We start from the raw sequence: 19,808 nt of genomic DNA, 5'->3' as shown, positions 1-19,808 counted from the left end.
TCTCCGCTTCTACCCCATGGGGTGGAGCCGAACCTGGACGTGCTTGACACCGTTGATGACCGGGGAGCGCAGGTAGTCGGGCGGCCCGAGCAGTTCGGCCCCCGACACCGAGGTCGCGAGCTCGTCCAGGAAGACGGTGAGCTCCAGCTCGGCGAGGGCGGCGCCCAGGCAGAAGTGCGGCCCGGAGCCGAACGCGACGTGCCCGTTGCGTGAGCTGCGGGGGCGCCCGATGTCGAACACCTCCGGCGCGTCGAACACCCGCTCGTCGCGGTTGGCGGAGGTGTGCCAGATGACGACGTCCTGGCCCGGATGGATGGTCTTGCCGTGCAGCTCGGTCTCGCGGGCGGCGCGGCGCAGCACGTGGCGGCTGGGCGAGGTCCAGCGCAGCAGCTCGCCGACCGCGTTGGGCACCAGTTCGGGCTCCTTGCGCAGCCGCTCCCACTGGTCGGGGTGCTCCATGAGGGCCAGCAGCCCTCCGACCGCGGCGTGCCGGGTGGTCTCGTTGCCGCCGAGCATCAGCACGTCGAAGAAGAGCAGGCACTCCTCCTCGCTGAGCACTCCCGCGTCCTGGGAGCGGGCCAGCAGGCTGACGATGTCGTCGCCGGGTGAGGCGCGCCGCCGCTCCACCAGGCCCTGGCAGTAGAGCAGGAGCCGGCCGTGCGCCTGGGCGGCGTTGGCGCGCACGTCGGAGGTCAGCTGGTACTCGCTGTCGTGCGAGCCGAACGCGGTGGAGGTGAGGCTGAGCATCAGGTCCCAGTCCTGGCGCGGCACGTCCAGCAGCGCGGAGATGCCCGCGACCGGCAGGGCCGCCACGACCTCGGCGAAGTCGCACTCCCCCCGCTCCAGCGCGTCGGCGAACACGTCCCTGACGACCGAGCGCAGGTACGGCTCCAGGGCGGCGATGGCCCGGGGCGTGAAGCACTTGTTGACCAGCTTGCGCAGCTCGGTGTGGCGGGGCGGATCGGTCGTGTTGATCATCTTTCCGGATCCCTGGTCACCGGTGTTGCGGTGCGGGCCGAGGGTGTTGGTCTGGTTGGAACTGAAGGTCCGGGGGTCCTTCTGCACCTTCACGCAGTCCTCGTAGCGGGTGACCGACCAGAAGCCCGGCTCCCTGCCCTCGGGGTTCCAGTACAGCGGGTCGTGGTCGCGCAGCCGGCGGAAGACCTCGTGGGGTCTGTCTCCGACGTGCAGCTCGGCGTCGGCCAGATCGACATCGGTCATTTACGAACCTCCCATTCCTCGGAGAGATTTCCGGCAGATGTCATCTCGCCGGCGGGATGGCACTGATTTAAGCGGCGGGATGGTCCGATTAAGGCGAAGGCGGGATTATAAGCCGCCCACCGGAGGGCCGCTCGGGCGTTTTTCCGCGTTTCCGATGACGTGGTTATCGTCCTCCCATGGTGCTACGTGTCAAGCTCGTCCTGTCATTGCTCACGGCCGCCGCCCTGGTGGGAGGCGCTTCCCCACCGGTGGAGCAGCCTGTCGCGGTGCGGGCCCCCGGGCCGTTCACGATGCGGGACTTCCTGACCACGAAGAAACTCGGTCAAGTCGTCCCGTCCCCCGACGGTAAATCAGTGGCGGCGGTCGTGAAACGTGGTCCGAGCGAGTCGAGCAGATATGGCGCATCATTTGTCGATGGAAACGAGCGCGCCGACATCTGGATAGCGGACGGCGCGGGACCGGCCCGTGACGTGACGCACGGGGCGAAGGACGGCACCGGTCACTACAACCCGGTCTGGTCGCCCGACGGGCGCATGCTGGCCTTCGCCTCCACCCGGGGCGGCGACGACGTGTTCCTGCACGTGTGGGACCGCGAGAGCGGCGAGATCCGCAAACTGACCCCGCGCGGGGTGCAGACGATGACGAACGCCTCCGGCTACCTGATCCAGTGGTTGGACTCCCGGCGGGTGATCGCGCCGATGGTGAGGCCCGGCCGCTGGTCGCTGGAGTACGGGCAGTGGCTGGAGGCTCAGCGTGCCGCCCCGAAGGAGTGGGCCAAGGTCGAGCGCGGCAAGGAGGACACCGCCTCCGTGCTCGACAGCTCCACCGCCGGCCGGGCGGACACGCTGGACGAGGAGATCGCCGTCATCGACGCCGTCACCGGCAAGATCACCTCAGCGGGGCCGGCCCGCACCTACACGGCGGGCAACCTGGTCGCCGACCCGACCGGGCGGCACATCGCCCGGGTGGACGACCTCGGCCCCACCCCCGCACGTGCCGGGCGGCTCAAGCGCGTCCTGGAACGGCGTACCCGGCTGGCGATCGCCTCCGCCGCCGGCGGGCAGCCACGCGTGGTGACCGAGGTGCCGAGTCCCTCGGTCACCGTGCAGCCCCGCTGGGCCGCCGACGGCGCCAACCTGCTGGTCGTCGGCAAGGCCACGCCGAAGACGCCCGACCCGTTCACCGCCTACCTGGTGCCCGCCGCCGGCGGACAGGCCGCACCGCTGGCCGCCGACCGGCTGGTGGCCACCGGCCTGCTCTGGGGCGCGGGCACCCCGCTGGTGCGCGGTACGCAGGTCGCCGATGCCGCCGATCCGGCGGCCCGCCAGGACTGGTGGGCGTTCGACCCGGCCGATCCCGCCGCCAAGCCGCGCGACCTGACCTCACGGTTCAAGGTCCCCCCGCTGGAGCTGGTGCCGGTGACCGGCGGCGTGCTGGGCGTGGCCGACGGGCGCGCCTGGCTGATCGACCCGCGTACCGGGCAGGCCCGCGACCTGAAGGCCACCGGCGCCGCCCCGCTGGCGGAGCTGGCCTGGCCGCTGGACGACGGTGTCAGGCGCAACGGCGTACGCCCCACCGACCGGGGCGGTGCCGAACCGGCCAACCCCCGGCTCGACCGCGACTTCCCCCTGGTGCTGGCGCGTGACACCAAGGGCGGCCTGTACGAGCTGGCGCCCGGCGCCGCACCGGTGCTGACCCCGCTCCCGGCGCCGCACCCCGAAGCGGGCATCGCCGGGTACTCCCCCGCCAACCGCACCGCGGTCTTCGGCGCGGGCGGCGACCAGGGCACCGCGCTGTGGACCACGCACGCCGGCCGCCACACCCAGCGGATCTCGCTGAACGGCCATCTCGCCCAGGTGCTCCCCCCGCAGCGCAGGCTCGTCACCTACAAGGGCGCGGACGGGGAGAAGCTGACCGGCGCACTGCTGCTGCCACCGGGCCACCGCGACGGGCAGCGTCACCCGCTCGTGGTCAACGTGTACGGCACCCGGATCGTCTCGACCCTGGAGGACGTGCCGGAGTTCCAGGTCAACAACCCGAGCTACCTGACCCTGCAGTTCCTGGCCGCAGGCGGCTACGCCGTGCTCGTCCCGTCGATCCCCCGCCCCGAGGGCAAGGCGGCGGCCGAGCCGATGACCTGGCCCACCAAGCCGATCATGAACGCGGTGGACGCCGCGATCGACTCCGGAGTGGCCGATTCCAAGCGGCTGGCGGTGATGGGGCACTCCTTCGGCTCCTACAACGTGCACAGCCTCGTCACCCAGACCGACCGGTTCGAGGCGGCGATCGCGATCTCCGGCTTCTCCGACGTGATCAGCAGCTACGGCGTGTTCGACTCCCGCTTCCGCTACACGCCGCGCGCGCAGGAATGGTTCGCGCCGGCCTACATCGAGGACCCGGCCTTCGAGTTCGGGCTGGGCAAGCCCCCGTGGGAGGACCCGCAGCGGTACGTGCGCAACAGCCCGCTGCTGCACGCGGGCAAGATCAAGACTCCGGTGCTCATGCTGCACGGCGAGCGTGACTACCTGACCCACACCGGCTCCGAGGAGATGTACACGGCGCTGGCCAGGCAGGCCAAGAAGGTGCGGCTGGTCAGCTACTGGGGCGAGGCACACATGCCGTACTCGATGGTCTCGCCCGCGAACTTCCAGAGCATGATCGAACAGGAGCTGGACTGGCTCCGGCTGAACCTGCCCGGGAGCGAGCGGTGAGGCTCTTCTCGCCCGTCCAGGAGCGGGCCTGGCTGGAACATCTGCTCGGCGATGTCGCGCCCGGCGGGATCTCCCTGCGGCTGCGGCTGACCGGCCCCCTCGACGAGGCGGCACTGGGCGCGGCGCTCGGCGATCTGGCCGCGCGGCACGAGGTGCTGCGCTGGTCCCTACCCACCCGGGGCGACGGGCCACGCCCGGTGGTCTCGGCCGGTGTCCTGCCCGCCCCGCGGGCGGTGCCGGTCGAGCCCGAGAAGCTCGGCGCGACGCTGGCCGAGCTGGAGTCCCGGCCGTTCGACCTGGTGACGGGGCCGCTGGCCCGCGTCTCGCTGCTGGCGCTCGGCCCGGCGGAGCACGTGCTGGTGCTGCGCGCGCACCCGTGCGTCACCGACGAGGGCTCGGCCGCCGTACTGGCCGCCGACCTGGCCGAGCTGTACCGGGCAAGGGCCGAGGATGACTCCCCGCGCTTGCCCGAGCCGCCCTCCGCCCCTGCCGAGAGGGACGCGGACGCCGACAGTGGAAGGTTCTGGCGCGCGGCACTGCGGGAGGTGCCGCCGCTGGAGGTGGCCACCGACCGTCCCCGCCCCGGGCGCCGTTCCGGCGCGGGCGGGGCACACCACTTCGAGGTGGCCGTACCGGCCGGGCTGGGTGACCCTCCGCTCGCGGTGCTCACCGCGTTCACCGCGCTGCTGTCGCGCTGCTCGGGCCAGGAGCGCTTCACGATCGGCGTGCACTCCCCCGGCCGCGTCTCGGGGCCCCTCGGCGGGGAGCCGAACGAATTCTCCGGGACAGTGGGGCCGCTGGATGACTTCCTCCCGGTGCGCGTGGACCTGTCCGGCGGCCCCGACCTCGCCGCCCTCTCCGCCCGCCTGGAGCGAGCCGTCGGCGACGCCCGGCGGCATCGGCTGCCACTGCAGGACGTGGCCGCCGCCGTCGCCCCGCCCCGCACCCCCAGCCGGGGCGCGCTGTTCGACGTGACGTACGGCGTCGTGCCCCATCCCGTCACGCACGAGGCGGCGGGCCTGCGCCTGGAACCGCTCGACGCCCCGGACGCCGTCACCCCGTGGACGGCCCGCGACCTGGACCTGCGCCTCACCACCGAGGCATCGGGCAGGGGCCGCGAGGGCGGGGACAGCGGCGACCGGCCGCGCGCTCCCCTCGCCGGGAACGGCGGGGCGGGCCTTCCCGAAGGCGGCGACGAGCGGCTGCGGGCGACCCTCACCTACGCCGTCGACGTCTTCGACCACGCCACGATCCGGCTGATGGCCGCCCGCCTGATCCGGCTGCTCGGTGAGATGTCCCGCTCCCCCGCCCGGCCGGTGCTCGACCTGCCGCTGGACGAGTGCTCCGGTCCTCTTACCGGCCCACCGGTGACCGTGGACCCGGACTCCACCCTGGCCGTACTGATCGCCGCGCAGGCCGGGCGCACCCCCGACGCGACGGCGGTGGACGGCGACGACGGGCGGCTCACCTACCGCGAGCTGGACGAGCGCGCCCGGGAGCTGGCCGGCCGGCTGGCCGCCGAGGGGGTGGGCCCGGGCACGGTGACCGCGATCTGCCTGCCCCGCTCGGCCCGCCTGGTCACGGTCGTGGCCGGGGTGCTGTACGCGGGCGGCGCGTTCCTGGCGCTCGACCCGGCCCAGCCTGCCGCCAGGCTGGAGTACCTGCTGTCCGACGCGGCGGCGGCCGTCCTGGTGAGCACCGGGGAGATCCTTCGCGAACTGCCGCGGAGCGGGGGGCGCCGCCTCGACCTCGACCTGAGCGACCAGGGCGTGACCGCCCCGGTCAGCCCCGCCGGGCCGTGCGACCTCGCGTACATGATCTACACCTCGGGCTCGACCGGCCTGCCCAAGGGGGTGCTGCTTGAGCACTCCGGCGCGTGCAACCTGGTCACGGCCCTCGCCCCCGAGCTGGGCATCGGTCCCGGCACGCGGCTGCTGCAGTTCGCGCCGCCGACCTTCGACGCCTGGGTCTGGGAGGTGTTCACCACGCTGACCTCCGGCGGCACCCTGTGCGTACCGGAGGCCGGGGACATCCTCGTTGGCCGGGCGCTGAGCAGGTGCCTGTCCGGGCGCGAGGTGAACGCCGTGCTGCTGCCCCCCTCGGTGATCGCGACGCTGCCCGGCGACGACCCGCTGCCGGACCTTCGGGTGCTGGTGACCGGTGGCGAGGCGTGCCCTCCCGAACTGGTCGAGCGCTGGGGCACCGGCCGGCGCATGGTCAACGCCTACGGGCCGACCGAGGCGACCGTCATCGCGACCCTGGCCGACTGCTCGCCCGGCGAGGGCGTACCGCCGATCGGGCTGCCCATGGCGGGGACGTACGCGCTGGTGCTGGACGCCGCGGGCCGTGTGGTGCCACGGGGTGTGCCCGGCGAGCTGCACGTCGGCGGCGCGGGCGTGGCCCGCGGCTACCACCGGCGACCCGCGCTGACCGCCGAACGCTTCGTGCCCCTCGCCGGGCCGCTTCCCCCCGCACCGGGCCGGCCTCCGGTGCCTGGCGGGCGGCTCTACCGGACCGGCGACCTGGTGCGGCAACGCCCCGACGGCCGCCTCGACTTCATCGGCCGGGTGGACCACCAGGTCAAGCACCGTGGCTACCGGATCGAGCTCGGCGAGATCGAGCAGACGCTACGCGCCTGTCCCGGTGTGGACGACGCGGCGGTGACACTGGAGGACGACCAGCTGGTGGCCTACCTGTCCGTCCCCAGGCCCGCCTCCGCTTCCGGGCCGGTGACGGCGAAGGACGCCAGGGCATGGGCGGCCGGGCGGCTGCCCGGCTACATGGTGCCGGGGGCCGTGCACGTGCTGGACGAGCTACCGCTGACGAGCGCGGGCAAGATCGACCGTCGCCGGCTGGTCTCCTCGGCCGCCCGCGCCGGGAGACGCACGGGCGAGCCACGTGACCGGTTGGAACTGGAGGTGCTGGAAGCCTTCCGGCGGGTGCTGGACAACCATCGGGTCGGCCCGCACGACACCTTCTTCGAGGCGGGCGGCGACTCGCGGCTCGCGGTGACACTGCTGGACCGCCTCCGTGACGTCCTGCGCAGACCGGTGGCGGCCCGCCTGCTGTGGGAACACCCAACGGCCACGGGCTTAGCCTCGGCGTTGCGCGACCCCGGATAGATCCCCTTCCGGAAGCCCGCGTTCGTGAAACTCCTGCGGCCTGTCCAGGGCGGGGCCGCATGGGGGCGGGTACGGGTGCCGCCATCGGAAGCCGTCCGGAGGGATGAGCGCCTCAAGATGCTCACGTACCTGCGGCACCACGGCCTTGAGGTATCGGGTCGGGGTGACGGCGGGGTTTTCCGCAGCGAGCGTTACCAGGGCCTCCGCACTCGACAGGAGGGTGTAACGGCGGGAGCGGCGGTTGTGGAACACGAAGTTGGGCCTGCTCCATCTCCATGACGACTTACCGGCGTTTCTACTCCGTGCGGCGGTGACGACGATGCGGCCGCCCTTACGCCAGTCGTCGCCGTGCCAGGCGTCCAACCACACCCGGTGCCCGTCATAGATCCATTTCACATCCCACGCATGCCTGTGCAACACCTCCGCGTATCCGGAGAACACGGCGGGGTGGGGTGGACGAGGTTCGCCCGCCTGCGGCGCGGCGGCGGATGAGGGCTCTTCTTGCCGGTAGCGGACGTACTCATCGGGGTAGTCCGCCCTCAGCCTCTGCTCCAAGGGGCTGTGAACCTGCTGGAACAGCCGTAGGTCGTGTGCGCGGCGGAGCCTGCCGCGTTCCATCAGGCGAGTGCGCAGGTGGGTGAGGAAGGTGAGCCTGGGGGCCCAGTCCTCGACGGACGCGTCGTGCCGGGTATCGATCAGGTACCGGTCGGGAACGGCGAACCATGCCCGGATGTTGCGCTCTTCGGTTTCGAGGCCGATCTGCTCGAAGGTTTGAGAGCCCAGTTCGACCAGGGCGTCATACCAGCGGGCCAGCACAGCGGGATGCCTCAGCTCGTCGGCGTCCGCGCGTCCTTGGACATCCTGGGCGGCCAGGTCGCGAAACCGCTCATCGCTCAGACGCAGAAGCCGTTCGGCCCCGGGGCTGAGGCATTCGTCGCCGACGATGCCACCCAGGCGGCGCAACTCGTCGAGCATCGAATCGGTCTCCTGGGGATGGGCGTCTTTGAGCCGCTGCAGTGCGGTGTCCCGCACACGGCCGTCCACCGGCCGGTCCACCGATGTGGTCACGATGAACTGTGCCTCTCGGCGACGCTGGCGGATCCTGGCCAGTCGCCGGTCCGCGCGCAGGGTGTCGGGGTGCTCGATCCCGAAAGTGATCATCTTGCTCCACCACGAAAGCTGGTGGTTGCCCTCCTGGACGGTGAGGACCTCCTCCCACATCGTGCGCACGCCGGGGGCCGACAGCCACTGGGTGACACCGGCGGGAACACGGTTGAGGATCGCCTCCGCGACGGCCAGCAGACTGAAGGCGTGGTCGTCCTGGCCATAGCGGGTGCTCAACTGCTCGGGGGTGATCCGCGGATCGAGTGTCGCAGCATCGACCAGCCGCATTACGTTGTCCATACCACCCTCGCAGAGGTCGGCCACCACCTGGCGTCATGTCATTCTGATACGAGACGCTGACGTTCGGTGAGCATTTGAAGGGGGCGGCCCCAAAAGGCTCCGGTGAGCAAGGACCTCAGATCTCCGACATCCCCTTGTCCCACCCGACTTGAGGTCCTTCAGTGACCGAGGAGGCCCGCGTCCGTTTGTCCCGCGAGTCCTCCCAACCGAGTTCACCGTCCTCCACACCACCGATGAAGGCGGCCATCCGGGTGAGGCGAAGACCTGAGCCGGGCCAGTTCACGGCGGTTCACACCGAGGCCGCACCAGGACCGGGCAGCACATCGATGTCAGCGGCGCGCATGGGCCGGTCGCACACCGAGCAGTGCAGTTCGACGTGGCTGATCTCACCGCAGGCATGATGCCGGTAGAGGACCGGCGGACCGGCCTCGCCCGCCGTCCACCGGTCTCCCCAGCGCACCATCACCAGCAGCAGGTCGCAGAGCTCCAAGCCCTTGGCGGTGAGCGCGTACTCATGGCGCGGCGGACGGCTCGAATACTCTCGCCGCTCCAGCACGTCGTTCTCGACCAGCCACTTGAGTCGCTCGGTGAGCACCTTGCGCGAGATGTCCAGGCTCTGCTGGATCTGATCGAAGCGGGTGATGCCGACGTAGACGTTCCGCAGGATCAACGGTGACCACGGCTCGCCGACGATGTCCAGCGTGCGGGCGATCGAGCAGGTCATGTCACCGAATCGGGTTCGCTGCATGAGGTCAGTCTAAGCTAGAGGGTTCCCTTAAGGAACGATCGCCTGCTACCGTCTTCCAAGTAAGTTCCTTTAGGGAACCAATAGTAGGGAGAGCATCATGAGCCATCCCCAGGTCGTCTCGGCCCAGGATTGGCCGGCAGGAGATCTGGGAGGACTCCCCCGAAGGCAGGCCACAGACCCGGCCCTACGAGTGGTGGCGCCTGCACGACGAGTACCACGTTTGAGCACCGCCGCCCGGTGAAGCGTCAAGATCTTGAGGATGAGAACACATGATGGCAGCCGAAACGACACCCACCGCCGAACTCCTGTTCAGCGAGGCCGACGCGACACCGTTCAGCACGGACGAGGCGACGGTGAAACCCTGGGCCCAGGCGCGGGCGTGCCTGGAGACCGCGCCGAAGGCATGGCTCTCCACGGTACGGCCCGACGGCCGCGCGCACGCCATGCCCGTACTGCTGGTCTGCGTCGACGACACACCCTGGTTCACGACCCGCCCGACGTCCCGTAAGGCCAGGAACCTCGCCCGCAACCCCCACTGCGTCGTCACCGTCGCCGGCGACACCCTCGACCTCTCGATCGAAGGCGTCGCCACCCTGGTGCGGGACGAGGCCAGGCTCCTGCGGGTGGCCGCCGCGTTCAGAGCGAAGTACGAGTGGGATCTCGCGGTACGCGACGGCTCGGTCCACGAGGACGATCTGCCCGGCTCGCCCGAGTACGGCTTCTACCAGGTCATGCCCATGCGTGCCTTCGGCTACGGCGTGGACGGCATGACGGCGACGCGCTGGCGGTTCTGAGGGAACATCCTCGGCCAAGTCGAAGCCCAGGATGCCGACGAAGAAGGCGATGGCCCGGTCATAGTCCTCGACGACGATCGTCACCAGATCAGTGCGCATTCTCTTGATCGCAGGAGTTCCCGGGGCGACGGTGTGGGCTCGGAGTCCGGGTGTTCGACCAGTCTCCTCCACTACGCTTTTCGGGTGACTGCCGAGTATCCCCATGACGGGGAATCCAGGGCGAAGCCTCCTTCCGTGACCGCGCGGCGGGGTGACTCTCGGCACGACGTCATGGGGTGGGCACGGAAAGCAGCCTGGTGGGCGTTCGCGTTGTTCCTGGCCGCTTTCGCGATTTTCGAGAGTGTCAAGTACGGGGTGCCGACCACGGGTGCCATGCTCCTGTTCTTCGTGCTGCCCGACCTGGCCCGACTGGCCGGCGTCGGCCCTCCCGGAGTGCTCTATCACGCCGTGCACCGGGTGTGGATTCCACTCGCGGTACTGGTCGGTTACACGTTCGGGCCGATCGTGTGGCCGCCCCTCTTCACCGCGGGCCTCGGCTGGCTCACCCGCATCGCCGTCGAGCGCGCGACCGGGCCGTGGAACCGCGGTCGCCGGTATCAGAGGCTGCCGGAGAAGGTGTCGCAGCGCGCGGGGGCACCGGTTCGGTATCCGGTGGTGAACCACTTGACTCGCTGTCGCGAACTGCCGTGCGTCCATCCTTCCGGATCCACCCTGCCCTGGGCGCGCTCCTGGATCCGGTCGTCGCCGACCGCCGCGGCCGCGTCCAGGGCTTCCTGGATGTCGGCGTCGGTGAACGGCCGTTCGTAGAACCCGGTGTCGATGGCGTTCTTCGCCCACACCCCGGCATAGCAGTCGGCCTGCAACTCCAGCCGGACCGAGGCGCTGTCGGCCCCTTTCCTGTCGTTGCCTACCCGCCTGGTGGTCCCGATCAGGTTCTGCACATGATGTCCGTACTCGTGAGCGATCACGTACGCCTGGGCGAACGGACCGCCCTTGGCGCCGAAGCGGCTCTGCAGCTCCTCGAAGAAGCCGAGATCGATGTAGATCCGGCGGTCGGCCGGGCAGTAGAAGGGGCCGACGGCCGAGCCGGCGCGGCCACACCCTGTGCTCACGGCCCCGCTGAACAGGATGGTTCTCGCGGTGCGGTAGGGCTCCTTGCCGCGCTCGGTGAAGGCGTCCTGCCAGTACCGCTGGACACTGTTGACCACACCCACCACCCGGCACTTGTCCGACTGGTCGGCGTCGCTCCCCTTCTTGCACTGGGCTCCCAGGTTCGAGGCCGGGCCCGGGTCAGCGGGTCGTGAGCCGCCGCCGTTCAGCAGCTCGGCCGGGTTGACCCCGAAGAACACGGCCGCGGCCAGCGCGATGATGCCGATCAGGCCCCCGCCGACCGCGATTCCGCCACCGGACAGACCGCCACCGCCCCGGTCTTCCACCTGGGAGGCGTCGAGATCCACATCGTCACGGAAATCCATCACGGTCACTTTTCTCTGGGGGTGCCTGCCGTGACTTCATTGTGCCGTGATCACCTCCAGCGGCGACAGCCGTATCCGCGCCGGGGCGGCCGGCCGTTGATCTCCGGCGCCCGGTCGCGGTATGCGGCGGCCGGAGGCGTCGGTGCCGACCGGTACCCTCACCGGGGTCGGCGACGCAGGCCGGCCCACCCTCGTCGATCCGCCGCGACGCAGGCGGAGTTCATGGGCAGGCCGGCCTGCCACGGGCCGGTTACCGGGAGCGACGGGCGGCGTTCTTGCGCGGCGCCTTGACGGGCTGAGCAGCTCGGGGAACACCCTGTATCGCGTCGATCCTGGCGTGCAGGCGGGCGAGCTCGTTCAGGATGGCGGTGAGCTGGTCCTCGGTCCGCTGTTCCTCGGCGGAGGTGTTCTGGTCGTCCATGGCGTTGACCACGACGGCGATGAACAGGTTGAGCACCACATAGGAGGACATCAGGATGTAGCCGACGAAGAAGACCCACGCCCAGGGCTTCTCCGCCATGACCGTCTGGGCGATGTCCGGCCAGGCCTCGCCGGTCATGACCTGGAACAGGGTGAACAGCGACGTCGGCAGCTCGTCGAAGTGCTCGGGGGCGATTCCGCCGAACAGCTGGGTCGCGAGGACCGCCGAGACGTACATGACCAGGAGGAGCAGCCCGACGATCGCGGCCATCCCGGGCATGGCCGCGAACAGCGCACCGACGACCTTGCTCATGCTGGGGACCACCGAGACCAGGCGCAGCGCCCGCATGATTCGCAGGGCCCGCAGCACGGAGGTCGGGCCGGACGCCGGGATCAGCGCGATGGTCACGATGATCGCGTCGAACCAGTTCCACGGGTCCTTGAAGAACGCGCCCCGGTAGGCGTAGAGGCGGGCGGCGAGTTCGACGGTGAAGATCGTCAGGGCGATCCGGTCGACGGCGTGCAGGAAGCCGCCGATCCGGTCCGTCAGATAGGAGGAGGTCTCACAGCCGATCGTGATCGCGTTGATCACGATGACGGCGATGACAACCCGCTGGAAGAGCCGGGTTTCAAGGAAGGAACGAATACGTTCTCGCCCTGGCAAGAGGTCAGCTCCCGGAGGGGGGAAGGGGTCAAATGCCGATCATCGTAAGCCCGCACAGGTCACCCCTGAAAAGATCTGAACATATGACATACGCCATAGGAGGAACCCGGCCGATTTGCGGAGCGTTGACCACGCTGAAGAACCCCGAAGCGGGCCGGCTCCAGAAGATCGGCTAGCGTTGCGGACACGGAGGTCCTCCCGCGTCGACGACCCGGGAGGACACGAGCCGGCCACGAGGGCCGGATGAAAGGGCAAGGTGGTGGTGTCCGTGTCGTCGGACTCCGGCCATAGCAGAGACCACATCAGAGACCGTCGATCACGAGGCAGGCAACCGAGGTGAGCATCGCCCTCGGCCTGCTGGCCGTTCTGCTGTTGACCCTGGCCACCGGCTACTTCGTCGCCCAGGAGTTCGCCTATGTCACCGCCGATCGCCTGGCTCTGTCCCAGCAGGCCGCCGAAGGCGACAAGAAGGCCGCCCGCGCGATCAAGGTCATGGAACGGCTGTCGTTCATGTTGTCGGGCGCCCAGCTCGGCATCACCGTCACCGCCCTGGTCGTCGGCTTCATCGCCAAACCCGCGCTGGCCGAGCTGATCGCCCCAGGCCTGGGCGCACTCGGCGTCCCCGAGGGCGCGACCGGCGGCATCGCCCTGCTGCTCGGCTTCATCGTCGCCACCGTGATCCAGATGGTGCTGGGCGAGCTCGCCCCCAAAAACCTCGCGCTGGCCAGGCCAGAACCGCTGGCCCGCGCGCTGGCCTCCTCCACCCTGGCCTACCTGACGATCGCCGGGCCGATCATCCGGCTGTTCGACTCAGCGGCCAACAGGCTGCTGCGCGCGGTCGGCATCGAGCCGGTCGAGGAGCTGCACCACGGCGCGACGCTGGAGGAACTCGGGCACATCATCGGTGAGTCCGAGGCCTACGGGCACCTGCCCGGCGACCAGGCGGACCTGTTGGAGCGGGCACTGGCCTTCTCCGAGCACACCGCCGGGGAGGTCATGGTCCCGCACGCCGACGTCGTCAGCGTCGCCGGTTCGGCTCTGATCCCCGAGCTGGACGAGTTGATCTCCCGCCACGGGCACACCCACTACCCGGTGCTCGGCGACCGCCTGGACGACGTGATCGGCATCGTGGGCCTGCGCGAGCTGGTGGCGATCCCGGCCGACAAAGCCGCGGACACGCCGGTGGCCGACATCGCCCGCGAGGTCCTGATGGTGCCCTTCTCCGTCTCACTGCCCGACCTGGTCGCCCAGATGCACGCACGCGACGAGGAGGTCGCCTGCGTCCTCGACGAGCACGGCGGCCTGGCCGGGCTGGTCACCTGGGAGGACGTCGCCGAGGAACTCGTCGGGGAGATCGCCGATGAGAACGACCTCGACATCCCCACCGTGGTCGCCACCGGCGACGGCTGGGAAATCGACGCGAGCCTGCGCATCGACGAGGTCTCCCTGGCCACCGGGCTGGAACTGCCCGACGAGGACGACTACGACACCGTCAGCGGGCTCATCCTGCGGCGCCTGGCCCGCTTCGCCGCGGTCGGTGACGTGGTCACCGTCGACCTGGTCCCCTCCATGGCCGAGCAGGCGCCCACGCATGCGGAGATCGAGGTGCTGACCCTCGACCGGCACGTACCCGAGCGGGTCCGCCTGCGCCCCTTCCGGAACACCGAGGCGAGCCAGGAAGGCGTGGAGGAGAAGTGAACCTGCCCACCGGCATTCTGCTGACCGTACTCCTTCTGATCGGCAACGGCTTCTTCGTCGCCTCCGAGTTCGCCCTCGTCGCGGCCAAACGGCACCGCCTGGAGAAGGCGGCCGCGCACGGTAGCCGCGCCGCCGCAGCGGCGGTGAAGGGCATCCGGGAGCTGTCGCTGATGCTCGCCGGCGCCCAGCTCGGCATCACCCTGTGCTCTCTCGGTCTGGGCGTGGTGTCCGAGCCGCTGATCGCCGGCAGCCTGACACCGCTCTTCGACACCCTTGGCCTGCCCGAGGCCGCCGCGCACGCGGTCGCCTTCGTGATCGCGCTGGCCATCGTGACGTTCCTGCACATGGTGATCGGCGAGATGGCCCCCAAGTCATGGGCCATCGCCCACCCCGAGCGTTCGGCGACGGCCCTGGCGCTGCCCTTTCGCGGCTTCACCGTGGCCGTCCGGCCGATCCTGACCACGCTCAACGGCGTCAGCAACCTGCTGTTGCGCATGTTCCGGGTGCAGCCCCGTGACGAGACGTCCAACCCTCGCACACCCGAGCAACTGCAGCACCTGGTGGAGGAGTCGCGCCGCCTGGGGCTCATCGAGACCGACGACCACGCGGTGCTCACCCAGGCACTGCACGCCCCGAACGCGTCGATCGCCTCGCTCACCGTCCCGGTGAGCGACATCGCCGGAGTGCCGGCCGACGCCTCGGCTCAGGAGATCGTCAGCACCTCGGCTCGGACGCGCCGTACCCGCCTGGTGGTGTGGGACGGTGATCGCCCAGCAGGGGTGGTCCACGTCCGGGACGCCTACCTGGCCCGCAGGCGCGGCACCCGGATCCGCGCTCGAGACATCGCCTACCGGCTGCCCGAGCTCTCAGCGGAGACCTCGATCTCCCAGGCGGTCGCCGAACTACGTGCCGCGCACAGCCAGCTGGCGCTCGTCCGGACCGCGAACGGCTCCCTGGCCGGACTGGTCAGCCTGGACGACCTGCTGACCACCCTGCTCATCCCGGCGTAGGACCGGACAGTCCGGGCGCCGCTTCCCCGATCGGCGCCCGGGCCGGCGGGGCTTGTCCGCGGGTCAGCGCGGGATGGTCGCGCCGGCGATGCGCAGGGCGAGGTCGGCGTAGGCGTCGGCGACCTCTTCCGGTGTGTAGGGCACGCCCGTGCCGTACCAGCCGGCCACCCGCATGCCCATGCCGCTGATGGCGGTCATCGCGAGGAAGGTGTCGGGCATGTCGAAGAGGCCCTGAGCCAGGCCCTCGTTGAGAATGTCGATGAGCAACCGCCTGCCACCGGCGCGGATCGACAGCACGGGGGCGGCCATCTCGGGCGAGAGGGCGTGCAGTTCGTTGTTGGCCACCGTGGCGAGCAGCGGATATTCGGCGTGAGCCAGCACATGCTCTCGTACCACGGCTCGCAGCCGTGAGACCGGGTCGGTGCCGCCTGCCCGCAGCAGCCTCCCGTGGTGGTCTTCGTGGCCGATGCGGATCAGCTCGGCCAGGACGTGCTCCTTCGCCGGGTAATGCGCGTAAAGAGTGGCCGAGCGGATGCCACACGCCTCGGCCAGGTCCCTGATCGAGGCGCCGTGAAAGCCCCGCTCGGCGAACAGGCGTAGCGCCTCCCGCAGGATCCGGCCTTTGGTGCCCTCCGGCAACACGTCGGGTGGCAGCCGAACCTCGTCGGCCGCGATCCGCCGCTGCTCTGTGGGTATGGTCATGTTTCCTGCCGATCGATCGTTCTTCCTCGCCCCATTGTGCCCTGGGGCGAAGCCGGGGAGCATATGGCACGACCGATCGATCGTTAGGGAAGATGAGGATCGGTGGAACCGACCGGGAGGAAACCGATGGAAGCGATAGTGGCCACCGAGCGGGGGAAGGTACGAGGCAGGCTCGATGACGGTGTGGCGGTTTTTCTCGGCATTCCGTACGCCGCTCCGCCCTTCGGTCCCCACCGCTTCGGGGCTCCGGTCGAGCCCGAACCGTGGGAGGGCGTCCGGGACGCGCTGGAGTTCGGCCCCACCGCGCCGAAGCGGCCTTATCGCCGCCCCCTCGACCGTTTGATCCCCGATCCGGACATCCCCGGCGACGGCTGCCTCAACCTCAACGTCTGGACCCCCGAAGGAGCCGACGGCCTGCCCGTCATGGTGTGGATCCACGGTGGGTCACTGCGCAACGGCTCCTCCAGCGTGCCGGTCTACGACGGCCGTGCCTTCGCCCGCGACGGGATCGTGCTGGTTTCCATCAACTACCGGCTCGGTGTCGAGGGCTTCGCGGTCTTCCCCGACGCCCCCGCCAACCGCGGCCTGCTGGATCAACTCGCCGCACTTCGCTGGGTGCGAGACAACATCGCGGCCTTCGGCGGCGACCCGGGCAACGTCACCGTGTTCGGCGAGTCCGCGGGAGCGATCAGCATCGGGGCGTTGCTGACCAGCCCCCGTTCGGCCGGCCTGTTCCGCCGTGCCGTACTGCAGAGCGGCCCGCCACATGCCGTGCCGTCCGAGGCCGGGGCCAGGATCACCCGGGTCATCGCCAGAGGTCTCGGCATCGCTCCGACCGCCGCCGCCTTCGCGGCCGTGGACCGCGAACGGCTGCTCACCGCGCAGGCCGAGGCGACGGCCAAGGGGAACCCGATCAGCGGCGGCGCGGGGTTCGAGATCGTCCTGGACGGCGACGTCGTCCCCGCGCACCCGATGGACGCGCTGAAGGCGGGCGTCGCACGCGACGTCGACCTGCTGCTGGGCGCCAACACCGAGGAGTACCGGCTGTGGTTCGTCCCCACGGGGGTGGTCGACCGCATCGGCGGTCTCACCCTGCGGCTCGCGATGGCCAAGTTCAAGATCAAAGGATCGCTGGCCAGGCTCTACCGGGCGAACCGGCCAGGCGCCCGGCCCGGTGAGATCCTCGGCGCTCTCGCCACCGACCTGTTGCTCCGCGTGCCGCTGAACCGGCTGGCCGACGCACGCGCAGGAGGCGGCAACACCTACATGTACGAGTTCGGCTGGCGCTCGCCGGTGGACGGGCTCGGCGCCTGCCACGCGCTGGAGATCGGGTTCGTCTTCGACACGCTGCGCACCTCGGCACAGCTGGCCCTGGCGGGACCCGAAGCCCCCCAGGAACTGGCCGACGCCATGCACCGAGCCTGGATCGCCTTCGCCGTCTCCGGCGATCCAGGCTGGCCCGTCTGGGACAGGACCCGTCCGGTGATGTTGTTCGATCATCCGGGCCCTGACCTCGTCCGCGCGCCGCGTGACGACGAACTACGCCGCTGGCGCTGAACAGGGCGAGGCCGCGGGGGCCGGGTCAGAGCGCCGGGCCCGGTACCCGCAGCGCCGGCTGGTTGCGGCGGACGTCGGACCAGGTCCGGGTGTCGGCGCAGATGTGACATCCGGCGCCGAAGAACTCGCCGCGCGCCTCCTCGTCGCCCATGAGCTGGAAGCGGAACCACGCCGTCGTCGGGCCGGCGAAGGGACCGGGGGCGCCCACCACGGTGAAATGGTCGGCCCCCCTGACCTCGCCGTAGATCGCCGGGATGTGGTCGGCGTCGTTGTAGAAGGCCTTGACGAGAGCCGGCCACACGACGATGTCGTACTGCCCGGCCAGGATGAACATCGGGCCGTGCACCGTGTCGACGTCGGCCAGCGGTCCGGGCTGGATCGGGATGATGGTGTCCACCCGGGGATCCGCGCCGACGACGATGGCGGCCGCACCGCCCTGTGAATGGCCGGACGCGCCGATGCGGTCCAGGTCGACGTGGCCGTAGAAGATGCTGCCGGGGTCGGCGTTCCGTTGAGCCAGCAGGTCGATGCCCGCCCGCATCGAGATGCCCAGGTTGGACTGCGGTGTGTTCGCCGCCGCCACGATGAAGCCGTGGCTGGCCCAGTGGAGCAGCAGGTCACGGTAGACCACGGGGAAGGCGAACGTACCGTTGCCCCAAATGATCACTGGATGACGTCGAGGGCTCTGCGCGATGTCTCGCGGGTAGTACAGAGTGGTCACCAGCCCCACGTCCACGGCCGTGGCGTAGGGGCCCGCGGCGCTCCACTTCCCCTCGACGGAGGGGAAGCCGGTGTCGGCGCCGGCCGCGTGCGGGGTGGCGGTGAGGGCGAGGACGAGTGCGATCAGGGGGACGAACAGCCTTCGGAGCATGGGGTTTCTCCTGACAGGGGGACGCCGAGAGGTGAATCCCGTGTTACGCCGGATTCACTTCTCGTTTGATTGCACATCCTGAATGGGGGAACGCCCGCCGTCTCTCCGCACTCGCGGCAATGATTGACGTCACGGTTTGTGCAATGTGACGATCCGTGGATGCCCGCCCTTCACGCCCGCATGGCTCCACGTGTCAGGGAGCTCACCGCGGCGGTGGTCGCACGGTGTGAATCCGAGGTGCCCTTCTACCGGCAGTTGCCCAAGGACCTCCTCGACGAAGAGGTCAGCCGGTCGGTCGCGGCTGTCCTCAGGCTGTTACTACGGGCGCTGCGGGAGGGCCGCGCCCTCGGCCCCGGCGATCTGACCGAGCTCATCGAATGGTCCGCGCGGCGTGCCGAGGAGGGCGTCCCGCTGGAGGCGGCGCTCACCGCGTACCTCGTCGGCGCCGAAGTCTGGTGGCGGGCCCTGGCGGAGACCGCCGACCGTGCGGAGCTGGCCGAGGCGGGCCTGAGCCTGCTCGGCTGCTTGGGCTCGGCCATGCCCGCGGTCGCCATCGCTCACGTACAGGCACAGGACGACATGCGCAGCGACGACGGGAAGGTGCGGCGGGCGCTGATCACGGCATTGCTGACCGGGCAGCCGCACGAGGCCCTGGCGGAGGCGGCGCGGGTCACGGTCGCACCCGCCTACGAGGTCATGGAGATCCGGTTCGCCGAGGACCCGCCGGCCGACCGCCGCACCGTCAGGCTCACGCAGTCGGCCCTTGACGCCCACACGGGAACGCCCGTGCTCACCATGCTGGACCACACCGGGGGCTTCGCGCTGTTGCCGGCGACGCTCGACCTGCCGGCCCTGGTCGCCAGGATCGCCGAGGCCACCGGCCAGCCCGTCGTGGCGGCCACGGCCCGGGCCGCGGAGCCGGACCTCATTCCCGGGGCCGCCGAAGAGGTGCGCGGGGTGATGGAGATCGTCCAGCGCCTCGGCCGACCGACCGGCCTCTACCGATTCGACGACGTCCTGCTCGAATACCAGCTGGCCCGGCCCGGCAGCGGCCTCGCCCGGCTCGCCGCCAAGCTCGACACGCTGGACGATCACCCCCACCTGGTCGAGACCCTGCGCGCCTTCGTCAATCGCGGCCACAACCGAAGCCGCACCGCTCAGGACCTGCACATCCACCGCAACACCCTCGACTACCGGCTACGCAGGATCACCGCTCTGACCGGCCTGGACTTCACGATCCCCGCCCAAGCCCGCCTTCTGGAAGCCGCCCTCACCGCCAGAGACCTCACCTGACGCGTCACGCCGTCCGGCTGCGGGCGAACAGCGGGCAGTGGCGAGTCGCCTCTCCGAGAAGGGGTTTCATGAGGTCGCCGTCGCGCGTGTCGGCCCGCCGCTGGAAGGCGGCGGGCCG

The 19,808-nt window shown here is 70.4% G+C and carries 14 protein-coding genes and 1 pseudogene; 7 read left to right on the top strand and 8 right to left on the bottom strand.

The genetic code is table 11. The features are described 5' to 3' along the window. Nucleotides 1-9: 9 nt before the first annotated feature. Nucleotides 10-1,221: a cytochrome P450 gene (locus tag ABT130_RS09265; RefSeq protein ID WP_350954199.1), complete on the bottom strand. Its 1,212-nt coding sequence runs from the start codon at nucleotides 1,219-1,221 to the stop codon at nucleotides 10-12. 176 nt (nucleotides 1,222-1,397) lie between these two features. On the opposite strand from ABT130_RS09265, the gene ABT130_RS09260 reads away from it, so the two are divergent. Further along, nucleotides 1,398-3,932 carry a S9 family peptidase gene (locus ABT130_RS09260; protein WP_350954197.1) on the top strand — a complete coding sequence of 845 codons (2,535 nt, stop codon included), beginning with the start codon at nucleotides 1,398-1,400 and terminating at the stop codon, nucleotides 3,930-3,932. Beyond that, on the top strand, nucleotides 3,929-7,054 hold the full coding sequence (locus ABT130_RS09255; protein ID WP_350954195.1) for a non-ribosomal peptide synthetase: 3,126 nt from the start codon (nucleotides 3,929-3,931) through the stop codon (nucleotides 7,052-7,054). Before ABT130_RS09260 ends, ABT130_RS09255 begins: the two co-directional genes overlap by 4 nt. Here ABT130_RS09255 and ABT130_RS09250 read toward each other — a convergent pair. Continuing rightward, nucleotides 7,025-8,458, bottom strand: a complete 1,434-nt coding sequence (locus ABT130_RS09250; RefSeq protein WP_350954193.1) for a hypothetical protein — start codon at nucleotides 8,456-8,458, stop codon at nucleotides 7,025-7,027. The two genes, ABT130_RS09255 and ABT130_RS09250, sit on opposite strands and share 30 nt — an antisense overlap. Nucleotides 8,459-8,747: 289 nt before the next feature. After that, entirely contained in the window at nucleotides 8,748-9,206 is a 459-nt protein-coding gene (locus ABT130_RS09245; RefSeq protein WP_350954191.1) for a winged helix-turn-helix transcriptional regulator, read from the bottom strand. A gap of 269 nt (nucleotides 9,207-9,475) precedes the next feature. Between ABT130_RS09245 and ABT130_RS09240 the strand changes: the two genes are divergently transcribed. Next, nucleotides 9,476-10,000, top strand: a complete 525-nt coding sequence (locus ABT130_RS09240; RefSeq protein WP_350954189.1) for a pyridoxamine 5'-phosphate oxidase family protein — start codon at nucleotides 9,476-9,478, stop codon at nucleotides 9,998-10,000. Here ABT130_RS09240 and ABT130_RS09235 read toward each other — a convergent pair. The 3 genes and pseudogenes from ABT130_RS09235 to ABT130_RS09225 form a co-directional block, all read right to left on the bottom strand. After that, nucleotides 9,986-10,099 (bottom strand): annotated as a pseudogene (locus ABT130_RS09235) (VOC family protein); the annotation flags it as partial. The gene ABT130_RS09240 and the pseudogene ABT130_RS09235 sit on opposite strands and share 15 nt — an antisense overlap. A gap of 497 nt (nucleotides 10,100-10,596) precedes the next feature. Next, nucleotides 10,597-11,475, bottom strand: a complete 879-nt coding sequence (gene ypfJ / locus ABT130_RS09230) for a KPN_02809 family neutral zinc metallopeptidase (protein WP_350954187.1) — start codon at nucleotides 11,473-11,475, stop codon at nucleotides 10,597-10,599. Between the two features lie 250 nt (nucleotides 11,476-11,725). Further along, nucleotides 11,726-12,559: an ion transporter gene (locus tag ABT130_RS09225; RefSeq protein WP_350954185.1), complete on the bottom strand. Its 834-nt coding sequence runs from the start codon at nucleotides 12,557-12,559 to the stop codon at nucleotides 11,726-11,728. A gap of 336 nt (nucleotides 12,560-12,895) precedes the next feature. On the opposite strand from ABT130_RS09225, the gene ABT130_RS09220 reads away from it, so the two are divergent. After that, nucleotides 12,896-14,257, top strand: coding sequence for a hemolysin family protein (locus tag ABT130_RS09220; RefSeq protein ID WP_350954183.1), 1,362 nt, complete (start codon nucleotides 12,896-12,898; stop codon nucleotides 14,255-14,257). Next, nucleotides 14,254-15,267: a hemolysin family protein gene (locus ABT130_RS09215; protein ID WP_350954181.1), complete on the top strand. Its 1,014-nt coding sequence runs from the start codon at nucleotides 14,254-14,256 to the stop codon at nucleotides 15,265-15,267. Before ABT130_RS09220 ends, ABT130_RS09215 begins: the two co-directional genes overlap by 4 nt. A 63-nt stretch (nucleotides 15,268-15,330) precedes the next feature. Here the strand turns inward: ABT130_RS09215 and ABT130_RS09210 are convergent, their stop codons facing one another. Then, nucleotides 15,331-15,969, bottom strand: coding sequence for a TetR/AcrR family transcriptional regulator (locus tag ABT130_RS09210; protein ID WP_350925092.1), 639 nt, complete (start codon nucleotides 15,967-15,969; stop codon nucleotides 15,331-15,333). 126 nt (nucleotides 15,970-16,095) lie between these two features. Here ABT130_RS09210 and ABT130_RS09205 point away from each other — a divergent pair, with 126 nt between their 5' ends. Beyond that, complete coding sequence (locus tag ABT130_RS09205) at nucleotides 16,096-17,526, top strand: carboxylesterase/lipase family protein (RefSeq protein WP_350954179.1); 1,431 nt, start codon at nucleotides 16,096-16,098, stop codon at nucleotides 17,524-17,526. 25 nt (nucleotides 17,527-17,551) lie between these two features. Here ABT130_RS09205 and ABT130_RS09200 read toward each other — a convergent pair whose 3' ends face one another. Beyond that, a complete protein-coding gene (locus ABT130_RS09200; protein ID WP_350954177.1) occupies nucleotides 17,552-18,397 on the bottom strand; it encodes an alpha/beta hydrolase family protein in 846 nt (281 codons plus the stop codon). Between the two features lie 159 nt (nucleotides 18,398-18,556). On the opposite strand from ABT130_RS09200, the gene ABT130_RS09195 reads away from it, so the two are divergent. Continuing rightward, the gene (locus ABT130_RS09195) at nucleotides 18,557-19,690 is read left to right on the top strand and encodes a PucR family transcriptional regulator (protein WP_350954175.1); all 1,134 of its coding nucleotides are present in this window, start codon (nucleotides 18,557-18,559) and stop codon (nucleotides 19,688-19,690) included. Nucleotides 19,691-19,808: the final 118 nt, after the last annotated feature.

Source organism: Streptosporangium sp. NPDC001681, assembly GCF_040298085.1.
Classification (GTDB): domain Bacteria; phylum Actinomycetota; class Actinomycetes; order Streptosporangiales; family Streptosporangiaceae; genus Streptosporangium.
The sequence above is the reverse complement of the archived record's forward strand: the minus strand, read 5'-3'. Positions and strand labels throughout refer to the sequence as shown.